Here is a 19,041-nt window from a genome sequence, read left to right on the forward strand (position 1 = left end):
GCGCCGACCCGCCGGGGGACCGCAACCACGCGGGAGAACCGCTCAGCCGGCTGGCGGCGCGGCGGGTCGGCGCAAAGCCTTGACCCGCCCTACCAGGTTCGCCGCTTCCCCGTCATCGCTTCCGCCGCCTTCTGAAGTTGTCGCAACCGGGTCAGCAGGTCATACGCCCGCGTGAACCGCTGCCACGGGTTCCTCCGCAAGCCCCGCAAACACACCCCGTCCACCTCCGGCGGCACGGCCGCGTTCGCCGCCGACGGCGGGGCCGGCTCGTCCGCCGGCGGGCGGCCGGTCAAGAGCGCGTAGAGCACGGCCGCGAGGCCGTAGGTGTCGGTGTACGGCCGCGGCTCGGCGGACGGGTTCGCCAGCTCCGGCGAGCGGTACGGGTCGGGCGCGTCGGCTGGAACCAACCCGACCGGCGGCCGCACGTCGGCGAGCCGCGGGATGCCGTCCGCCGCCAGCAGCACGTTCGTCGGCTTCAGGTTCCCGTGAACGACCCCCTGGCGGTGCAGGTAGCACACGACCTCCGCCAGCCCCGCCACCAGCCGCAGCGACTGCGCGACCGGCCGCGGCTTGCCGCCGAGTTGCCCCGCGAGGCTGCCGGCCGGGGCGAGGTCCGTCACGACGAACGGCCGGCCGTCCCACCACCCGGACTTCTGCACGGCGACCACCTGCGGGTGCGCGAACGCCGCCGCCACCCCGGCCGTGTGATCGAACCACGCCTGCCACGCGGCGCGGTCCGCGACCGGGCCGGCGAACACCTTCACCGCGGCCGGTTGCTTGAACGACCCGACGGCGGCGCGATAAACGACGCCGCACGGCCCGCGGCCGAGTTCGCCGAGTAACTCGTACCCGTCGCGGGCGGCGGCCCGCGCCAGCCGCACGCCGTCCGGCGTCGGCACGGCGACCGGCGGGCGGCCGGTCAGGAAGCGGTCCAGGTCCGCGGCCAACTCGTCGGCCCGGCCGTACCGGTCCTCCGGTCGCTTCTCCAGGCACTTCAAGCAAATCGTCTCCAGGTCGCGCGGCACGGCCGCGGGGAGACGGACCGGCTCGTCGTTCAAAACGTGCTCGATGGTCCGCTGCCACGTGTCGGCGCGGAACGGCGGTCGGCCGGCGAGCAGCTCGTACAGGATCGCGCCGAGGGAATAAATGTCCACCGCCGGGCCGACCTCGGCGACGCGGCCGGCCGCCTGCTCCGGGGCCATGTAGTTCGGCGTACCGAGAACCGCCCCGTCCTGCGTCCACGCGGTACTCTCGCTGCCCAGCCGCTTCACGAGGCCGAAGTCCGCGATCTTCGGCGTGGGGCCGTCGAGCAGCACGTTCGCCGGTTTCAAGTCGCGGTGAACGATGCCCCGACCGTGGGCGAACTGGACCACGAGGGCCAGCGTGCGGACCAACTCGGCCGCCTCCCGGACCGCGACCGGCTGTCGCGCGAGCCGCCGGTCGAGGCCGTCGGCCAGCAGCTCCATCGTGTAGTAGAGGACGCCGGCGTATTCGTTGGCCTCGTAGAGCGTGACCACGTTCGGGTGGCGCACGTTCGACATCGCGAGCGCTTCCGCCCGGAACCGCGCCCGCTCCCGCGGCCCGGCGAGCGCCCCGTCGCGGATCACCTTCACCGCGACCGGGTGGCTGCCCCGGAGCGTGCGCGCCTGATAGACGACGCCCATCCCGCCGCGGCCCAACTCGGCGACGATCTCGTAGCCGGGGACGGTCGGCCACGCGGCCGGCCCCGGCGGGGGCGGCGTCCATTCGCCGGTGGCGGAGCCGTCGGTCATCGCGTCCTTCCGGGGGTGGCCGTCATTCTACCCGACGGCCGTTTTGGTCCGGAAGATGCCCCCCGGCCTATGAGTGAACGTACCCCGGCCCGGCGGCACAACCCTCACCCCGCAGGACACCGCGCCCGATGGACCTCCGCTCCGGCCACCCGTTCTGGCTCATCAAGAACGGCATCGTGGCCACGTACCCCGCCTTGAAAGACGACGGGGCGTGCGACGTGGCCGTGATCGGCGCGGGCGTCACCGGGGCGCTCGTCGCGGATGCCCTGACCCGCGAGGGCGTGAACGTCGTCGTCCTCGACAAGCGGGACGCGGCGACCGGCAGCACGGCCGCGAGCACGTCGCTGCTCCAGTACGAGATCGACACGGAGCTGCGGGAGCTGATCGACAAGGTCGGCGAGGCGAACGCGGTGCGGAGCTACCGGCTCGGGCTGGAAACCATCGACGCGATCGAAGATTCGGTCCGCGGCCTGGGCGACGACTGCGGGTTCGCCCGGCGGCCGACGCTCTACCTCGCCACGACCCGCGCCGACGGCGAGCGACTGCGGGCCGAGTACGAGTGCCGCGTCGCGCGCGGGTTCGACGTGGAGTTGCTGAAGCCGGACGAGGTAAAGGCGGAATACGGGTTCCTCGCGGAAGGGGCGATCCGCAGCGTCGGCGACGCGGAGTTCGACGCCGTCCGGTTCACACACGCCCTCTTGAAGCGGGCCGCGGCGGGCGGGGCGAAAGTCTACGACCGCACGGCCGTCGAGGCCGTGGAGCCGGCGGGCGACGGGTATCGGCTGACGACCGACCGAGGGCCGACGGTTTCCGCGAAGCGGGTCGTGTTCGCCACCGGGTATGAGTCCGGGCAGTACCTCAAGGCTCCGGCAACGACGTTGAACAGCACGTTCGCTGCGGTGAGCGAGCCGATGGCCCCGTTCCCGGCGTGGCCGGGCCGGGCGCTCGTGTGGGAGGCGGCGCGGCCGTACACGTACCTGCGGACGACGCCGGACGACCGGATCATCCTCGGCGGCGGGGACGTGCCGTTCGCCACCGCCCACCGGCAGGACGAACTCGTCGAGCGGAAGGTGAAGGCGTTGCTGAAGCGGTTCGCGGAGCTGTTCCCCGGCGTCGAGTTCGAGCCGGCGTTCACGTGGGCCGGGACGTTCGCGGAAACGGCCGACGGGCTGCCGTACATCGGCCGGCCGCGGGAATGGCCGAACGCCTACTTCGCGCTCGGGTACGGCGGGAACGGGATCACGATGAGCGCCGTCGCGGCCCGGCTCATCACCGACGACTACCTCGGCCGGTCGAACCCGGACGCGGAACTGTTCCGGTTCGACCGGCCGACGAAATAACTACCGCCGGTCGTCCTCCGTCACCCGGCGGAGCGACCGGCGGAGCATCCCGACGATCGACCACCCGCTGACCATGCCGAGGCCGAACGCCACGCCGATGACGGCGGCGAGCGAGTACGTGCCCCGCCACTCGACGAACCGCAGTTCGACCTCCTGGCTGTTGAAGTACGCGAACGCCCCGACCGCGCCGGCGAACAGGACCAGGAACAGGAAGTACACGAGCCGCACGATACCCCTCCTTACTTCGACCGGCGATTCCGCGACCGGAGCAGTCGCAACAAACATGCCTCGGGCTTCCGACCCCGCTCGGCGGCGAGCGTGCCGGCCAGGAACGCATCGATCACCTTCGGGTGGACGTAGCTCTTGCGGCACACGGCCGGCGTGTTGCCGAGTTCCGCCGCGACCTCCTTGATGACGCCGACCACGGCCCGCTCGCCGGCGGTCTTAGACGCCGGCGGCGGCAGGGCCAGGAACCGCTTCACGGCCGCGACCGTCCCGGCCCACGTCCGGAAGTCCTTCGCCGTGTACGGCCCGCCGCCGATCTCGCGGACGTATCGGTTCACGTCCGTGGACCGCACCGCCCGCCGCCGACCGTCGGCCGTGCGGTACTGGAACAAATCTTGGCCCGGCAGGTCGCGGCAGTTTCGGACGACGCGGACCAGCGCCTTGTCGGTCACCGCCCGCTCGTGCCAGACGCCGCCCTTGCCGCGGAACTTGATGTGCAGCGCCGACCCGCGGAACGCCGCGTGCCGGTCGAGCATCGTGCTCAGGCCGAACGAGTTGTTGTCCCGCGCGTACTCCGGGTTCCCGACCCGGAGGGCCGTCCGGTCGAGCAGCTGCACGACGGCCGCCAGCACCTTCTCGCGTGGCAGGCCGGGTTGCCGGAGGTCCGCCCGGACCGCCCGCCGGATGCCCGGCAGGGCCGTCCCGAAGGTCAACATCCGGCCGAACTTCTCGCCGTCCCGCGCGGCCCGGAACGCCGGGTGGTAGCGGTACTGCTTCCGCCCGCGGGCGTCCCGGCCGGTCGCCTGGATGTGCCCGTTCGCGGCCGGGCAAATCCACACGTCCTCCCACGCCGGCGGGATGACGATGCCGCGGATGCGGGCCAGCACGGCCGCCGCGCGGACCAGCCGGCCGTCGGCCGTGCGGTAGCGATATTTCGCGCCGGCCCGCTCGCGGCGGATGCCGGGGGCACGGTCGCACGAGAGTCGAAGGCGGGGCGTGGCAGCGGGCATCGGGTCGTTCCTCCGCCCCCTCCCGTGGCAAACCTCGTTCCGGAAATCCGGCGGGCGGCCGGGGGCGTACCCCCATTAGCACCGACGCCCGGCACGACCGTTGCAGTCGGTAGGCGGCCCACCGCGAGGGTCCACCATGACGGACACCGAAATCTGCGAAGAGTTACCCCTGGTCCTGCCGAACAGACCCCGCCCGCGGTTCCACGACATCATGCGGCGGGCGATGGTCCCGCCGGTCGCCCGGTGGAACGAAACCACGGCCCAGAACCTGGCCGAGGTGACGGACATTCTGGACCGGCTCGAAAATTCCGGCGTCGGGGAACTGACGCTGGAACTGAACGGGGTGGAAGGGTTCGTCGTCCGTTGGAAGTGACAGCGGGCTGTCAGCGGCGGGCGGGCGGGTGCTCAAAACTGCGCACCGGCCCGGCGAAATGACACACCCGCGGTTCTCATACTCGGAGGGGTTGCGATGCAAGTGGTCACGGAAACCGGCGAGCGGTTCTTCCTCCAGACGCCGCTCTACACGGTCGAGAACACGGCCGCCGGGCGGGAGCCGGCCGTCGAGCCGATCCCAGTCCCACAGGGTTCGACCCTCGCCCTGTACACGAACGAGGGCCGGGCCGAGGAGGCGATCCGCAACGGCCACCTGACCGACGTGGTCCCGAAGCGGATCGGGTCGGACAAGGAATTGCGGACCCTGTTGACCGACTTCCAGAAGAAGGGGATTGACCTCGTGAGCATCGACGGCAGCAACCGCCCCGGCCAGGAGTCGGGCCGGTGTCTGCCGATCGTGTCGCTGATCGACGCGAAGTGATTGACGGCGACGGAGAAACGGCGCGGGCCGGGGGCAACCCCCGGCCCGCGCCGTTTGACCTTTTGACGCCCGCCCGTTTCCCGTAACATTCCAACCGCCCGGCGGTATGAACCTGTCTGGGTCGATCCGTGTCCTCCCCGTCTCGACCAGCGATCCGACCCGAGGATACCCATGCACGCGGACGACGCCTCACCCGGTCAAAAGTCCCTCACCCGCCGGGAGTGGGGGCTGATCGTCCTCCTCGCCGCGATCAACTTCACGCACGTCCTCGACTTCGTCATCATCATGCCGCTGGGCGACATGCTCCGCCACCAGCTCGGCATCACCCCGCAGCAGTTCGGGTTCGTCGTCGCGGCCTACGGGTTCACCGCGATGGCCGCCGGCGTCCTCGCCTCCACCGTGGTGGACCGGTACGACCGCAAGGCCGTGCTGCTGTTCGCGTTCGCCGGGTTCGTCGTCGCGACGGTCTACTGCGGGCTGGCCCCGACCTACGAACACCTGCTCGTCGCCCGCGGGCTGGCCGGGCTGTTCGGCGGCCTCGCGGCCAGCGGCATCATGGCCGTCATCGGCGACGCGATCCCGGACCACAAGCGGGGCAAGGCGATCGGCGCGGTCACGTCCGCGTTCGGGTTCGCGTCCATCATCGGCCTCCCCATCGGGCTGACGCTCGCGACCCGGTTCGGGCAGTGGGGCGTGCCGTTCCTGGCCATCGCCGGCCTCGGCGTGTTCGTGTGGGTGCTGGCGGCCGTGCGGCTGCCGTCGATGACGCACCACAAGGGCGACCACGTGAACCCGCTCGCGCAGTTCGCGGCCGTGGTCCGGCAGCCGAACCACCTGTGGTCGTTCGCGTTCATGCTGGCGATGGTGCTCGGGACGTTCATCGTCATCCCGTACATCGCCCCGTACATGCAGGCGAACTGCGGCCGGGTGGCGGAAGACCTGCCGGTGATCTACGCCGTGGCCGGCGTGTTCTCGCTGGTGATGATGAACGTGATCGGCGTGCTGACCGACAAGTTCGGGGCGCGGCCGATGTTCCTGTTGACGGCCGGCGGCGCGGTCGTGTTCACGCTCGTCATCACGAACCTGCCGCCGGTGAGCCTGTTCGGGGCGGTGGCGGTGTCGTGCGGGTTCATGCTGCTGGCGTCCGGCCGGATCGTGCCGGCGCAGACGATGATGCTCCGGTCGGCCGACCCGAAGCTGCGGGGCGCGTTCACGAACCTGAACTCGGCCGTGTCGCACGTCGGCACGAGCGTCGGGTCGCTGATCTCCGGGGCGATCATAGGTGAGGAGTATCCCCAAGGGCCGCTGACGAACTACTGGGTCGCGGGTCTGGTGGCGGCGTCGTTCGGCGTGCTGGCGCTGGTGCTGTCGTTCCGGCTCAAGCCGCGGCCTGTGCCGGCCGTGGTCCCGCCGATCGTGCCGCCGAACCCGTTCCCGCTGGCGCTCGACCCGGACCCGATCCCGGAAGTCGAGGGGAACAAGGCTTGAAGTAGGTTGGCCGAGCCGAGGCCGACCACCTTCCTCCCGCAGGGACCTGGTTGCCGAACCACCGGCGAGCGTCGCGGCGTGAGCGCGACGTGCCTCGAACCCGAGAACGACTTCGTCCAGCCGCAACGGTAGAACCCTGAGCGGAAGCGACGGGGTGTGGGACCAGCCCCATACCCCGTCGCTTCCGCTCAGGGTTCTACCTGTAACGGCATCTCGTCGCCGCGCGCGTCCAGGCACGTCGCGCTCACGTCGCGACGCTCGCCGTTGCGCTTTCGGGAAGCGATTGCGGTGGGAAGGTGGTCGGCCCCGGCAAGGCCGACCTACTGTTCCTCCCACACGCTGTGGTACGCCCCGGTCGCCTCGAAGTGGGCGATCATCCGCTGGTAGAACGGGTGGCCCGCCAGCGTCGCGCTGTCGCCGATTACGACGAGCGACCGCCGGGCGCGGGTGAACGCCACGTTCGTCCGCCGCGTGTCCGCCAGGAACCCGATCTCGCCCGTCGGGTTCGACCGCACCAGTGAAATGACAATCGCTTCCTTCTCGCGGCCCTGGAAGCCGTCCACGCTGTCCACCTCCAACTCCGGCACGTCGGCAAGGCGGTCGCGGATGAGCCGCACTTGCGCCCGATACGGCGTGATGACGCCGACGGTCGCCGGCGGCAGCCCGGCCGCGAGCAACCGGCGGGCGTAGCCCACGGCCAAGTCCGCCTCCTGCGGGTTTCGTCGGCTGCCGCCCTCTTCTTCGAGTTCCTCGTCGTAGCTCGCCCCGGCCGTGTCGATGAACCGGACCGCCTCCGCCGTCAGCGGCTCCCGCGCCACGCCGGGCAGGTCGCGCAGCAAGTGGTCGGCGACGCCGTCGTGCGCGACGAGCGCCCCGCCGTAGAACTCGGCGTTCGAGAACGCCATGATCGCGGCGTGCATCCGGTGCTGCACGGTGAGCAGCCGCGCCACCCGGTCGCCGTACAGCCCGACGACCCGCTCCATGAGGCTGACGCTCAGCCCGCCGTCGGCCGCCTCGCGGGAAAGGACCGTCGCGGGTAGCTGCTGGTGGTCGCCGGCGAGGACGACGCGGCCGCAGCGGAGCAGGGGGAGCCAGCTCGCCGGCTCCGTGCTCTGCCCGGCCTCGTCGATGACGGCGAGGTCGAACCGCCGCGGGCCGAGCACGTCGCTGGTCAGGCCGGTGAGTGTCCCGCACACGACCCGCGCGTCGTCCAGGATGCGCTCCGCCGCCAGCACCTCGAACTGCCGGGCCTCGGATAGAAGTGACCGCGCCTCGCGGCGGAGCGCGGCCTTCTCGCCGGGCAGCGGCTTCTCCTTCGTCCACTTGTCGGCCTGCTGGAACAGCTTGAACGCCTCCTTCGCGAACTGCCGGGCCTGCCGCGCGTCGGCGTGCTGCTGCACGAGCAAATCGAGGGCGCGGTCCCGCAGCGCCGGATCGACGCGGGCCGGGTGGCCGATCCGCACCGGCTCCTCGCCGACGGCGAGCAACTTCTCGACGAGGTTATCGACGGCGTGGTTGCTCGGCGCACACGCCATCACCCGCTCGCCGCGGGCGATGGCCTGGCGGATGACTTCCACCACCGTCGTCGTCTTCCCCGTCCCCGGCGGGCCGTGGATGACGGCCACGTCCTTCGTCGCCAGTGCGAACCGCACCGCTTCTTTCTGCGGCTCGTTGAGGTGAACCGCCAGGTCGAGCGTCGGCGGATCAGCCTGTTCGGGGTCGCGCACGCCGAGCAGCACGGCCCGCAACTCGGCGAGGCGGTCGTCCTTCGCTGCCGCGGCCCTGCGGAGTGCTTCTTGCTGCCGCAGCCGGGAGACTTCATCGGGCGAAAGGTCGAGCCGCCACGCGGCGTCGTCCGGCGGGTCGTCGTCCGGCGGGTCGATGGCCACGCCGATGGTCGTGAAGTCGCGGTCGAACACGACGCCGCGGTACGACGGCCGCCGGCGGTGTACCTGCGTCTGGTTCACGAGCACCGGGCTGCCCGGCTGGAGGCGGTTCGGCGGCAGCCGCTCGCCGCGCTGCTGCCGTGCGAACGTCAGTAGCAGCCGCCCGCCGAGGCCGAACTCCGAGTCGGCGAGGACGAGGTGGGTCAGCGTCACGCCGTCCCGCTCGCCGGTCGCGGCCTGCGCCGCGAGCCGGGCCGCTTCTTCCTCGGCTTCCGCTTCGAGGGCGAGCAGCTTCGCCAGCCGCTCGAAGTGCGGCGCGTCGCCGAAGTCGGTCGCGCCGGCGAGTTGCACCCGCACCGGCTTGTCGAGGAACTTCGCGCCGTCGAGGGCGGTCACCAGCTTCGCGGCCTTGTCGTCCGGCACTTCGACCGTCGCCGACCGGCCGAGGAGCATGATCTTGCCGACGCGCCTGCCGTCCAGGTTCCCGCCGTCGCAGACGAACGCGAGCACCGCGCCGGGCGAGCAGTTCATCGGGACGGGTTGAATCTGAAGGACCGCCATCGCTTCTCCGAATCGTGGCGAGCGGGGGGCGTAAGCCCCCTGATTCTACGTCGGACGCACATGAGAATCAGGGGGCTTACGCCCCCCGCTCGCCTACACTACCGCCACCCGCGTTCCCTCCCCGGTTCGGAGTCGGCCATGCGATCGCTGCTCGTCGTCCTCGCGTTCACCCTCCCCGCCGCGGCGGAGGAGCCGACGGCGCAGGAAGTCCCGTTCCACAACTACACGAAGGCCGTCGAGCTGAAGCTCGGCAAGACGCGGGCCGTGCTGTGCCCGCAGGCCGGCGGCCGGGTGCTGGAGTTCTCCGCGGACGGCGTGAACGCGATGCAGCTGGACGACGCGGAGAAGAAGTGGCAGTCGGGGAAGGCCGGGGCGATCTCGGCCGGGCGGTTCGATTACGGGCCGGAGCTGACCGTCACCCCGCACCCGAAGGCGTGGGCCGGCGAGTGGACGGCCGAGATCACGGCCGCGAAGACGGTGAAGCTGACCAGCCCCCGCGAGGACGCCGGCATCCAACTCGTCCGCGAGTTCCGGCTCGTGCCGCACGACGGCCGCGTCGGGCTGTCCTGCACGCAGACGATGACGAACATTTCAAAAGACGTGCGCGAGGTTTGCCACTGGGGGCGGTCGTTCTCGCCCGGCGGCGGCATCTGCGTCATCCCCCTCGGCGACCGACCGAGCCGGTTCCCCGGCAAGTACGCGATGTACGAGGAGGGGGCGATCATCAACGTGCGGAACACGGACGACAAGATTCGCGTCCGTGAGGGCTTCCTGGAAATCCTGGCCCCGCCGCGGAAGCCGAAGCTCGGGTTCGACACCTACGCCGGGTGGCTGGCCTACGTGATGCCGACCGGGGCGGCGTTCGTGAAGCGGTTCCCGACGTACCCGGACCGGGTGTACAACGAGGCGGCCGGGCTGACGTTGTCCGTGTGGTACCCGCCGGGGCCGCGGATCGAACTGGAGCCGATCGGCCCGCGGGAGCGGCTGAAGCCGGGCGAGTCGGCGGCGTTCACCGAGGACTGGTGGCTGCTGGCCCACCCGTTCCCGAAGGACGGGCAGAAAATCGACCTGCCGGCGCTGGCCGAGCAGGTGGCGAAGCAAACGGTGCTGACGGAGTCACGTTGACTTGCCGCGGCCGAGGGCGGCGACGAGCGCACCAATGCCGACGGCGGCGACCGCGGACAGCACCGGGTTCGTCGCCAGGGCGGTGTAAACGCTCGAGTTGAACACCGGGCCGGAGTACGTGCCCCGCTCCTTCAACTCCGGCCCGCCGGGGGCGTGCAACGACCCCGGCGGGTTGCTCGGCGGTTGGCCCTTCTTCATCAGCGACGACATGGTCGATTCCATGACGATGTCCGTGAGCCGCGGGGCGTGCGCCCCCATCATCGCGAGCGCCTTCCCGCCGCCGCCGACGGTCACGTCCCGCTCCGGGTGCTCGGCGCAGTGCAGGATCGCCCGCGCCACCAGCTCCGGCGTGTAAATCGGCGGCGGCAGCGTCGGCTCCTCGGTCATGTAGTTTCTGGCCCGCTGCGGGAACGGCGTGTCGATGCTGCTCGGCTTCACCAGCGTCACGGACGCCGGCACGCCCTCTTCTTCGAGTTCCATCCGTAGCGAGTCGGTGAACCCCTTGACCGCGTGCTTCGACGCGCAGTACATGCCTTGCACGGGGATCGACCGGTCGGACAGGACGGACCCGACGTTCACGATCGCGCCGCCGTGCGGCCCGGTCCGGCGGCGGAAGTGGCGGGCCGCTTCCAGCGAGCCGAACACGACGCTCCAGAAGTTCGTGTCGAACAGCCGCCGGTGGTCGGCCGTCGAGACCTCGTCCAAGTTGCCGTAGATCGACGTGCCGGCGTTGTTCACCCAGGTGTCGAAGCGGCCGAACCGCGCGACGGCGGCGCGGGCGACCTCCTTCACGTCGTCCTCCAACCCCACGTCCGCGCGGGCGGCCAGGGCCTCGCCGCCGTCGCGGTGGATGTCCGCGGCGAGTTGGTTCAGCGCGTCGCCGTTGCGGGCGATGACGACGACCTTCGCGCCGCCCTTCGCCGCCAGCCGCGTGGTCGCAAGCCCGATCCCGGACGTGGCCCCGGTGACGACGATAACCTGCTCCTTCAGCGGCTTTAGTTGAACGGCCATGATCGTCCGATTTCCGGGCGAGGTGGTGAGACGCCGCTTGCCCACCCGCGGGCAAGCGGTTTCCTTCACTCGATCTCGTTGTTCCGGGCCGCGGCGCGGTCGGTGAGGGTGGTCACGACTTCCGGCAGCGCCCCGCGGCTGTCCTTGCCCTTCGCCGTCCTCGGGCCGATGCCGCCGGGCGAAGGCATGACGAGTCGGTCGGCCAGTGCGAACAGGTCCGCCGTCAGGTTCGGGCAGAGCGCGTTCGCGGCGACGGCCAGCTTCGCGGGCAAGCCGAGGACCGCCTCGGCGTCGCCCCGCGCGGCCGCGGCCACGATCTTCCGCGCCGCGGTCTCCGCGCTCATCGACAGGCCGGGTAGCCCGTTGAGCAGCGCGAACCACGCATACTCCCGGTCGTGCTGCCCCTTGAACTCGGCCTGGAGGTGGCTGCCGGTCCGCATCAGGCCGGGGCAGACGGTCGTGACGGCGATGCCGTGCTTCGCCAGTTCGGTCCGCAGCCCGTTCGACAGCCCGACGAGCGAGAACTTCCCCGCGGAGTACGGCAGCAGGTGCGGCACGGCGACCTTGCCGCCGACGGACGCGACGTTGACGATCCGCCCGGTGCGGCGGGCCTTCATCTCGGGGAGGACTTCGAGGATCGTGTACAGCGCGGCCCAGAAGTGCGTGCGGAGGGACTGCTCGAAGTCTTCCTCCCGCATCTCGGCGAGCGGCCCCACCTGGATGACGCCGGCGTTGTTGACGAGGACATCGACCGGCCCGTGCCAGCCGCGGGCGCGGCCGACGAACGCGCGGACTTGGTCGCGGTCGGTCACGTCGCACCGCTCGGCCAGCACGCCCCCGCCGAGGTCGGCGGCCGCGCGGGTTAACTCGTCCGGGTCGCGGCTGCAAATGGCAAGTCTCGCGCCACGGGCCGAAAGTTCGCGCGCGAGGACGAGGCCGAGGCCGCGGGAGCCGCCGGTGATGAGGACGTGCTTGTCGCGGAAGTCGTACCGCGGCTTGAGCGCCCGGTACGCGAGGTAGCCGCCGACGCCGAGGGCGGACAGGAGCAGGGTGCGGTTCATCGTCGCCTCGGGTGCAAGAACGGGACCAGCCCCGTTCGTGCAACCGGGATGCCAGTGTCTTGTAGGGCGGGTCAAGGCTTTGCGCCGACCCGCCGGGGTTGCTGTCACCGACGGCGGGTCGGCGCAAAGCCTTGACCCGCCCTACAAGACCGCGCCCCGCGGGTCGATCTGTCGCAGCTGCTTCGCCTTCAGCGCCGCGTAGCAGTCGGGTAGGTCGAACGTCGCCAGCACGTTCGGCACGAACGCGGACAGCGGCCAGTCGTACTCCTCTGCCTCCGCGACCGCCTGGAACGACGTGAGTGTGTTCTTCAGCGTCACCCGCGTGACGGTCTTCGCAAATAGCGCCGCGAACGCGGCCGGCAGCGCCCCCCAGCCCTTCGCGACCAGATGCACGTCCGCGTGCCCGTAGTCCGCAAGCCAGTCGAGGACACGCAGCACGTCGAACGTTTTCCGGCCCACGTAAGGCGCGTCGAGCATCAGCGAGTGGGCCGCGTAGAAGTAGTCGCTGCCGTAGGGGACGAGGAACTGGTTCGCGCCGCACGTGTCCGGCCGGGACTCGCCGATGCCGCGCACGTCGAGCGTGTACGGCACGGCCGTCGGGTCCGCCTTCAGCACCTCGGCGACGAGCGGCTCGTCCCGCAACTCGGCGTCGGCGGAATGGTGCGACACGTACAGAACGGCCGGCCGTGTTCCCTTCGTCGGCCGGGAGTCGAGCCGCTTGTCCGCGAGCCGGTAGACGACCGCGAACACGCCCGGCTCCGTCTCGACGGCGTACACGGACGCGACCGGCTTCGGATACTTTCGCCCGGCAATGCCGCGGAGGATGCGGAACTCCGGCACGCCCGCGCGGTCGGGCAACCTCAGCGCCGCCGTCACCGCCTTGAGCAACCCGTCGCCGCTCAGTTTCGGCCGCTTCGCGGCCAGTTCCTTCGCCCGCTCGGCCGTAAACGAGAAGACCGTCCGCGACTTCAACTCCGCGACCTGGCCCGTCGGCGTGCAGTACAGCGTCTCGTCCTTCTCGATGGTCAGCTTCGGCTCCACCTGTGCGCCCGAGACGCCGGTGGCCTTGTTGAACCAGCGGTACATCGCCTCGCGGTTCTCGATGGAATACCCGTGGTCGGTCGGGCCGGTGAACAGCGACACGTTGTCCGCGGCCCCGAGCAGCGTGTAAAGCCGCTTCAGCCGGGCGAAGGCTTCCTCGCTGCCGCGCACGTCGAAGAAGTCCTGCTCCTTCGCCAGCACGACGACCGGCCGCGGCGCGAGCGCGGCGAGGAAGTCGGCGTGGTCCAGGCCGTGGGCCAACACTTTCGGCGGGCACTGCTCCGTGTCGGCAGGCAACTCGTTCTCCAGGTTCCGGCGGAACGTCGTGACGAAGCAGCTCGGCGCGGCCATCGTCCACCGGTGCTCGACGCCGCACAGCCACGTCGTCATCGTGCCGCCGCCGGAGTTGCCGGTGATGCCGACGTGCTTCGGATCGACCTCCGGCCGGGTGAGCAAATAGTCCAGCGCCCGAATCCCGTCCCACGCCCGCCAACTGCCGAAGAACTCGCCGACGAGGAACTGCTGGTTCCCGGCGTGCAGGTGCTCGCCGACGCCGACGCGGGGCCGCGTCTTCGCGTCCAGGTGCGTGTACTGCAACCGCTCGCCCTGGCCGATGGGGTCGAAGATCAGCACGACGTACCCCTGCCGGGCCAAGCCCTGGGCGAACGCCTGGTACGCCTCGGCGGCCTTGCCGTTGGCCGAGTGGCCGCACGACCCGACGACGCCGGGGGCCGGCAGCTTCTTCCCCCTCGGCACGTACAGGTTCGCGGTGACGAGGAAGTTCGGTCGGCTCTCGAAGATGACTTTCTCGATGGTGTAGGCGTCGCGCTCGACCTTCCCGGTGACGCGGGGGTTCAGCGGCGTCTTCTCCGGGAACGGGCCGAAGCAGTCGGCGATCCGCTTCCGCACGTCGAGGACGTAAGCCTCGGTGTCGGCCTTCGTCTCGAGCGCGGCCTGTCGCTTCAGCCCCTCCAGCTCCGCGGCGCGGACCTTGTGGACGAAGTGTTCCTGCACCATCCGGGGGAAGCGGTTCAGCGGCTGGAGGGCGGCCGGCTGTTGGGCCGTCGCGCGGGCCGGCAGCACTCCGCCGAGCGTCGCGGCCCCGAGGAGGGCGAACCAGTCGCGGCGGGTGAGGTCGTGGGGCATGGGGGAACCTTGAGGGAGGATGCGAGAGGGCGTGAACGGCAGGCCGGTCGAGGCAGGATCAGGTTGCCGTCGCAGTGGCGAGCGTCGGGGCGTCAGCCCGACGTGGCTGGACGGAGGGGAAAACACCCCCACCGGTGCGTTGGGGCGATTGAGTTCGGGAAGCCACGTCGGGCTGACGCCCCGACGCTCGCCGTTGCGGTCGCGGGACGGCTTACGCCCGGCGGCGGGACTTCGGGCGGTCGTCGTCATCGTCGTCGTCGTCGTCCCGACGCGAGACGCGCCCGGCCTTCCCCTTGCCCTTCTTCGGCTTCGCCTTGAACGCGAAGCTGGCCCACACGATGCACCCGGCGACGAGGACGCCGACGGCGACGCCGAGGCCGATCATCACGACCAGCCGGTTGCCGTCGTCCGCCGGCGGGACGGCGGCGGGCTGCTCCGGGGCCGGCTGCTTCGGTTGCACGCGGGTCGGGGGGCGGTCGGCTTGCGGCGTGGGGGCCGGCGTCGGCGCGGGGGCCGGCTCGACCGGCGGCGTCACGGTCGCGGCCGGCGTCGGCACGGGGGCGGTCGGCGCGGCCGCGGCCTTCGGGTCGAACGCGGCCTTCCGCTTGTACGTCGCGACCACGTCGCCGCTCACCCCGAGCAGGCCCACCTCCTCCACGACGATCAGGTCCCACGACTTGCCGGCCGCGGACTGCCGGACCGTGCCCGTCACCCGGACGGCGACGTGCTGCTTGCGGAACGCGTCCGGGGCCGTGCCCGCTGCGAGGTGTTGGTCGATCACGAAGTCGATCAGGTCCGGCTTAATGTGCAGGCGGTCGAACGCCGCCAGGCTCGGCCCGTCGCCGTACCCGCCGTGGGACCCGGTCGTCAGGAGGTCCACCGTCACCCGCTCGCCGACCCGCCGGGCGGCCGACCGGTTCAGGTCGTTCAGGTCGATCTGGTCCCGCGGCGTGATCGCGCTCAACTTCGTCGCCACCGGCGGCAGCGTGGTCCCGTCCGGGCCCTTCAGCCCGGTCAGGCCGGCGTCGTTCGGCCGCGGGCGGATCGGCGGCAGGGCCGGCTGCGTCTCGAACGGGTTGGCCGGCTCCGCCCGTTGGCCGTCGGCGGACACCCACATCGGCCGGCCGCGGCGGGCCTTCCCGTCCGCGTCGGTCCAACTGTATTGGAACCAGACGTGCGCGTCGTCCGGGGCCGGCAGGAGGGTGGCCACCGTCCCCGCGGCCTTGTCGAGCGCCGGCGTCGCCGGCTTCACGCCCGGCTGCTTCGACATGTCGTCCGAGTCGTCCCCGGCCCACGGGGCGTCGCCGGGGGCGACCTGCGCCGTCACCTTCTTCAACCGGCCCTGCGTGTCGATGACCTTCGACTCCAGCCGGAGTTGCCGGGTCGCCCCCTCGACCCACTTCACGGTCGGGAACGTGAAGTGAACGTCCTGCACGACCCGGCGGACCTGGGCCGGCGGCACGGCGAACCCGATCCCCGCCCCCTTCACCGTGCGGACGGCGACGCCCACGAGCTTCCCCTGCTGCGTGACGACCGGCCCGCCGCTGTTGCCGGGGTTGAGCGCGCCGTTCAGCTGCACCGTGACGACCTCGCCCTTGTCGTTCGTCCGGTTGCTGGAGACGCTCGCCACGCCGATGGAGATTTCCGGGTTCTTCTCCGCCTCCGCGAGGAACTCGCCGAACGGGAACCCGCAGACGTACACCGGCGTCGTCTCCGGCAACTTGTCCGCCCCGTCGAGCGCGAGCGGGGCGGGGATCGGCTTGACGGCCTTCACCAGCAGTAGCGCCAGGTCGTCGGTCGCGTTCGTGAACAGCACGTCGGCCTTCGTTTCCCACTCCCCGGCGACGCCGCTGTTGAACACGACCTCGACGACCGGCCGGCGGTTCGGCAGGGCGAGGCCGAGGAGGTCGTCCGTCGGCGGGGAGACGACGTGCTCGTTCGTGACGACCAGGCCGTAATCCTTCGCCGCGTGGACGACGAACCCGGACCCGGACCCGTGCCGGTCGCCGAGGGACACCTTGACGAACACGGTCGCGGCCTTGATCTTGGCGAGCTGGTCGGCCGGCAGCGCCTGCGGCTGGGCGACGGCGGCAACGGGAACCAAGAGGGCGGCCGCGAGGGCGAGGAGCGCGCGAGGCATGGCAACACCCACGGGGAGGGAACAATGGCCGAGAGAGATGTTACCACGCCCCCGCGGCGGATGCCAGCGGCCGCCGCGGGTTTAAGCCGGTCCGCGGGCTTCCCGTTAAGATGGGGGCCGGGATGCGGTATAATCCGGGAGCCGTCCCGCCCGTACTCGATTCGAGAGTGCCTCCCGGTGGCCGATTCTCAACCGTTTTCCGCCCTGGTCGTGGACGACAACGCGGACGCCGCCGACAGCCTGGCGGCCGTCCTCGCCGCCAACGGGTTCCGGGCGGCGGCCGTGTACGCCCCGCTCGACGCCCTACGGCGGGTGGCCGAGGAGCCGTTCGACGCGGTCCTCCTGGACTTGAACATGCCCGGCATGGACGGGGCGGCCCTGGCCGCGACGATCGTGGCGCTGCCGGCCCCGCGGCGGCCGTTCCTGATCGCGGTGACGGCGTCGTCCGACCCGGCCGACCGGGCGCGGTGCCAGGCCGCCGGCGTGGACCTGTACCTCGTCAAGCCGGTGGACCCGGTGGCCGTCGCCGTCGCGCTCGGCCGCATCCAGCGGTTCCTCATCGCCGCGTCCCCCCCGACGGCCTACGACGACGGCCCGGCGTACCCGCTCCCGCGGCTGTGACCGCGGTATAATCCCCGCATGCCGCACACCGAACTCACGATGCAGGTCGCGCAGGTCGTCCCGGCGACGGAGGCCGAGGGGCCGGGCGTGCGGTTCGCCGTCTGGTTCCAAGGCTGCCCGCTCCGCTGCCCCGGCTGCTGCAACCCGGAGTTCCTCCCCTTCAAGGGCGGCGAGACGAAAACCCTCTCCGAAATGACCGCGTGGCTCGACCGCACGCCCGGCGTCGAGGGCATCACGCTCCTCGGCGGCGAGCCGTTCGCGCACGCGGAGGCCGGGGCCGCCCTCGCGTCCGCGGCACGGGACCGCAACCTGTCCGTCATGGTCTTCAGCGGCTTCACCATCGAGCAGCTGCGGGCGAACCCGGCCCCGGCCGTCGCGAACCTTCTGGCGATCACGGACATCCTGGTAGACGGCCCGTACCTCCGCGACCAGCCGGACACGGCCCGCCGGTGGGTCGGCTCGACGAACCAACGCATCCACTTCCTGACGGATCGTTACCGGGCCGACGACCCGTGCTGGCGGAAGCGGAACACGCTCGAAATCCGCGTCGAGAAAACGGGGGTCACCGTCAATGGTTTCCCGGCCGCGCAAGCGGTAGGATTATGGAAGGGATGGACCCGCAGGAAACCGACGCAGACCTCATGATCCTGGCCGAGCCACCGCCGCCGCCCCTCCCCCAAGGCCCCCGCGCGGTCTCGAAGTTCGAACACGACCTCCTCACGATCCTGCGGTTCCTCCTCGGCCGCGTCGCCCCGCAGCAGGCGCTGGCCCTCGTGACCGCGAAGCAGGACGCGCCGCCCTGCCTGTCGAAGAACTGCGTCCACCTGGTGAGGGACTCGCTCGCGAAGGGCGTCGTCCTGCACCTCACGCGGGTCGGCGGGTGGCGGGACGAGAAGTTCCTGGAGGGCGGTCAACCGGTCGGCGGCCGCATCTGGAACCGCGTGCCGCTGGACGGACGCCGGCTGATGTTCGGCCGGGCCACGCTCGACTTCCTGATCTGGCTGACGGCCGAGAAGGTCGATTCGGCCAACGACAAGTGGCTGTCCGTCGCGGACCTGACGCCGGCGGACGAACTCTTCCTCGCCCTCGCCCTGGAGCAGCTTCGCCCCGACGTCGGCGTGCGGAACGCCTTGAAGTTGCGGAACGCGTTCACGAATAATCCGTTCTGCTGGCTGTTCGCGCCGGCGGACGTGGCCGGCGACGCGGACGCGAACCCGCCGGACTTCGCGCCGCTGTTCGCCGGCCCACGGGCGGCGATGCTGGAGTGCCTGCAGCCGTGGCTGACCCGCCACTGGACGGCGACCGAGCGGGCGAAGCAGACCGTCACCGACTGGCGGGCGATGCAGCGGCAGGGCGGGGCGGAAGTCGCGATGCTGTCGGCGTTCCTCGCGGCCGCGGAGACGGCGAACCGGCCGGACCTGGCGCGGTTCGCGCTGCGGGCGCTGTCCCGCGTGCTGCACGGCCACACGCCGGACGCGACGTTCTGGACCGGCGGCCTGTCCGCCAACCCGCCGACGCGGCTGGCCGACCGCTTGGCGACGCAGCGGAACGCGCTGGCGTTCCCCCAACAAGCCGAGACGTTCGCCCGCTGGGACCGCCAGTCGCGGGCCATCGGCTACTTCGACGAGGGCTACGCCGCGAGCCAACTGTGGAAGGAAGAGTACGAGGCCGCGAACGGCCCGGACGTGATGATGAAATCGAAACGCGCCCTCGACCAGCTAGAACCCTTGAAGACATGAATGGCCACAGATGAACACAGAGAAAACAGATCAGAATGAAATCATGATTTGATTTCGGCTT

At 71.1% G+C, this 19,041-nt stretch carries 16 protein-coding genes; 8 read left to right on the forward strand and 8 right to left on the reverse strand.

The window, feature by feature from the left end; genetic code table 11:
* Window positions 1–89: 89 nt before the first annotated feature.
* Entirely contained in the window at window positions 90–1,772 is a 1,683-nt protein-coding gene (locus AC5JJ2_RS25650; RefSeq protein ID WP_495860897.1) for a serine/threonine-protein kinase, read from the reverse strand.
* 128 nt (window positions 1,773–1,900) lie between these two features.
* Between AC5JJ2_RS25650 and AC5JJ2_RS25655 the strand changes: the two genes are divergently transcribed.
* Window positions 1,901–3,112 (forward strand): NAD(P)/FAD-dependent oxidoreductase, encoded by a 1,212-nt coding sequence (locus AC5JJ2_RS25655; RefSeq protein ID WP_495860898.1) that lies wholly within the window; start codon window positions 1,901–1,903, stop codon window positions 3,110–3,112.
* Here the strand turns inward: AC5JJ2_RS25655 and AC5JJ2_RS25660 are convergent, their stop codons facing one another.
* Both AC5JJ2_RS25660 and AC5JJ2_RS25665 read right to left on the reverse strand, forming a co-directional pair.
* Entirely contained in the window at window positions 3,113–3,340 is a 228-nt protein-coding gene (locus tag AC5JJ2_RS25660; protein WP_495860899.1) for a lipopolysaccharide assembly protein LapA domain-containing protein, read from the reverse strand.
* A gap of 11 nt (window positions 3,341–3,351) precedes the next feature.
* Window positions 3,352–4,347: a DNA topoisomerase IB gene (locus AC5JJ2_RS25665; RefSeq protein ID WP_495860900.1), complete on the reverse strand. Its 996-nt coding sequence runs from the start codon at window positions 4,345–4,347 to the stop codon at window positions 3,352–3,354.
* 136 nt (window positions 4,348–4,483) lie between these two features.
* On the opposite strand from AC5JJ2_RS25665, the gene AC5JJ2_RS25670 reads away from it, so the two are divergent.
* From AC5JJ2_RS25670 to AC5JJ2_RS25680, 3 genes are all read left to right on the forward strand, one after another.
* Window positions 4,484–4,720 carry a hypothetical protein gene (locus AC5JJ2_RS25670; protein ID WP_495860901.1) on the forward strand — a complete coding sequence of 79 codons (237 nt, stop codon included), beginning with the start codon at window positions 4,484–4,486 and terminating at the stop codon, window positions 4,718–4,720.
* Between the two features lie 96 nt (window positions 4,721–4,816).
* Window positions 4,817–5,161, forward strand: a complete 345-nt coding sequence (locus AC5JJ2_RS25675; protein WP_495860902.1) for a hypothetical protein — start codon at window positions 4,817–4,819, stop codon at window positions 5,159–5,161.
* A 171-nt stretch (window positions 5,162–5,332) separates the two neighbouring features.
* The gene (locus AC5JJ2_RS25680; RefSeq protein WP_495860903.1) at window positions 5,333–6,649 is read left to right on the forward strand and encodes an MFS transporter; all 1,317 of its coding nucleotides are present in this window, start codon (window positions 5,333–5,335) and stop codon (window positions 6,647–6,649) included.
* 320 nt (window positions 6,650–6,969) lie between these two features.
* Here AC5JJ2_RS25680 and AC5JJ2_RS25685 read toward each other — a convergent pair whose 3' ends face one another.
* On the reverse strand, window positions 6,970–9,096 hold the full coding sequence (locus tag AC5JJ2_RS25685) for an AAA domain-containing protein (protein ID WP_495860904.1): 2,127 nt from the start codon (window positions 9,094–9,096) through the stop codon (window positions 6,970–6,972).
* A 138-nt stretch (window positions 9,097–9,234) separates the two neighbouring features.
* On the opposite strand from AC5JJ2_RS25685, the gene AC5JJ2_RS25690 reads away from it, so the two are divergent.
* The gene (locus tag AC5JJ2_RS25690) at window positions 9,235–10,221 is read left to right on the forward strand and encodes a hypothetical protein (protein ID WP_495860905.1); all 987 of its coding nucleotides are present in this window, start codon (window positions 9,235–9,237) and stop codon (window positions 10,219–10,221) included.
* Here the strand turns inward: AC5JJ2_RS25690 and AC5JJ2_RS25695 are convergent.
* From AC5JJ2_RS25695 to AC5JJ2_RS25710, 4 genes are all read right to left on the reverse strand, one after another.
* Window positions 10,213–11,232: an SDR family oxidoreductase gene (locus tag AC5JJ2_RS25695; protein WP_495860906.1), complete on the reverse strand. Its 1,020-nt coding sequence runs from the start codon at window positions 11,230–11,232 to the stop codon at window positions 10,213–10,215. The genes AC5JJ2_RS25690 and AC5JJ2_RS25695 overlap by 9 nt on opposite strands.
* Before the next feature lie 65 nt (window positions 11,233–11,297).
* On the reverse strand, window positions 11,298–12,293 hold the full coding sequence (locus AC5JJ2_RS25700; protein WP_495860907.1) for an SDR family NAD(P)-dependent oxidoreductase: 996 nt from the start codon (window positions 12,291–12,293) through the stop codon (window positions 11,298–11,300).
* Window positions 12,294–12,434: 141 nt separating this feature from the next.
* Window positions 12,435–14,480, reverse strand: a complete 2,046-nt coding sequence (locus tag AC5JJ2_RS25705; protein WP_495860908.1) for an alpha/beta hydrolase family protein — start codon at window positions 14,478–14,480, stop codon at window positions 12,435–12,437.
* Between the two features lie 211 nt (window positions 14,481–14,691).
* Complete coding sequence (locus tag AC5JJ2_RS25710; RefSeq protein ID WP_495860909.1) at window positions 14,692–16,620, reverse strand: S1C family serine protease; 1,929 nt, start codon at window positions 16,618–16,620, stop codon at window positions 14,692–14,694.
* 177 nt (window positions 16,621–16,797) lie between these two features.
* Here AC5JJ2_RS25710 and AC5JJ2_RS25715 point away from each other — a divergent pair, with 177 nt between their 5' ends.
* The 3 genes from AC5JJ2_RS25715 to AC5JJ2_RS25725 are packed head-to-tail and all read left to right on the forward strand — an operon-like array spanning window position 16,798 to window position 18,980.
* Window positions 16,798–17,241 carry a response regulator gene (locus tag AC5JJ2_RS25715; protein WP_495860910.1) on the forward strand — a complete coding sequence of 148 codons (444 nt, stop codon included), beginning with the start codon at window positions 16,798–16,800 and terminating at the stop codon, window positions 17,239–17,241.
* Between the two features lie 18 nt (window positions 17,242–17,259).
* Window positions 17,260–17,886, forward strand: a complete 627-nt coding sequence (locus tag AC5JJ2_RS25720; protein WP_495860911.1) for a 4Fe-4S single cluster domain-containing protein — start codon at window positions 17,260–17,262, stop codon at window positions 17,884–17,886.
* Window positions 17,853–18,980, forward strand: coding sequence for a hypothetical protein (locus AC5JJ2_RS25725; RefSeq protein ID WP_495860912.1), 1,128 nt, complete (start codon window positions 17,853–17,855; stop codon window positions 18,978–18,980). The genes AC5JJ2_RS25720 and AC5JJ2_RS25725 overlap by 34 nt, the downstream gene beginning before the upstream one ends.
* Window positions 18,981–19,041: the final 61 nt, after the last annotated feature.

Source organism: Limnoglobus sp. (genome assembly GCF_059499385.1).

Excerpts from the sequence above, each read along its gene's own strand:
- AC5JJ2_RS25710 (WP_495860909.1), bottom strand. The coding sequence starts at position 16,620 with ATGCCTCGCGCGCTCCTCGCCCTCGCGGCCGCCCTCTTGGTTCCCGTT.
- AC5JJ2_RS25680 (WP_495860903.1), top strand. The coding sequence starts at position 5,333 with ATGCACGCGGACGACGCCTCACCCGGTCAAAAGTCCCTCACCCGCCGG.
- AC5JJ2_RS25720 (WP_495860911.1), top strand. The coding sequence starts at position 17,260 with ATGCCGCACACCGAACTCACGATGCAGGTCGCGCAGGTCGTCCCGGCG.
- AC5JJ2_RS25700 (WP_495860907.1), bottom strand. The coding sequence starts at position 12,293 with ATGAACCGCACCCTGCTCCTGTCCGCCCTCGGCGTCGGCGGCTACCTC.
- AC5JJ2_RS25705 (WP_495860908.1), bottom strand. The coding sequence starts at position 14,480 with ATGCCCCACGACCTCACCCGCCGCGACTGGTTCGCCCTCCTCGGGGCC.
- AC5JJ2_RS25650 (WP_495860897.1), bottom strand. The coding sequence starts at position 1,772 with ATGACCGACGGCTCCGCCACCGGCGAATGGACGCCGCCCCCGCCGGGG.
- AC5JJ2_RS25675 (WP_495860902.1), top strand. The coding sequence starts at position 4,817 with ATGCAAGTGGTCACGGAAACCGGCGAGCGGTTCTTCCTCCAGACGCCG.
- AC5JJ2_RS25685 (WP_495860904.1), bottom strand. The coding sequence starts at position 9,096 with ATGGCGGTCCTTCAGATTCAACCCGTCCCGATGAACTGCTCGCCCGGC.
- AC5JJ2_RS25695 (WP_495860906.1), bottom strand. The coding sequence starts at position 11,232 with ATGGCCGTTCAACTAAAGCCGCTGAAGGAGCAGGTTATCGTCGTCACC.
- AC5JJ2_RS25725 (WP_495860912.1), top strand. The coding sequence starts at position 17,853 with ATGGACCCGCAGGAAACCGACGCAGACCTCATGATCCTGGCCGAGCCA.
- AC5JJ2_RS25655 (WP_495860898.1), top strand. The coding sequence starts at position 1,901 with ATGGACCTCCGCTCCGGCCACCCGTTCTGGCTCATCAAGAACGGCATC.
- AC5JJ2_RS25670 (WP_495860901.1), top strand. The coding sequence starts at position 4,484 with ATGACGGACACCGAAATCTGCGAAGAGTTACCCCTGGTCCTGCCGAAC.
- AC5JJ2_RS25690 (WP_495860905.1), top strand. The coding sequence starts at position 9,235 with ATGCGATCGCTGCTCGTCGTCCTCGCGTTCACCCTCCCCGCCGCGGCG.
- AC5JJ2_RS25665 (WP_495860900.1), bottom strand. The coding sequence starts at position 4,347 with ATGCCCGCTGCCACGCCCCGCCTTCGACTCTCGTGCGACCGTGCCCCC.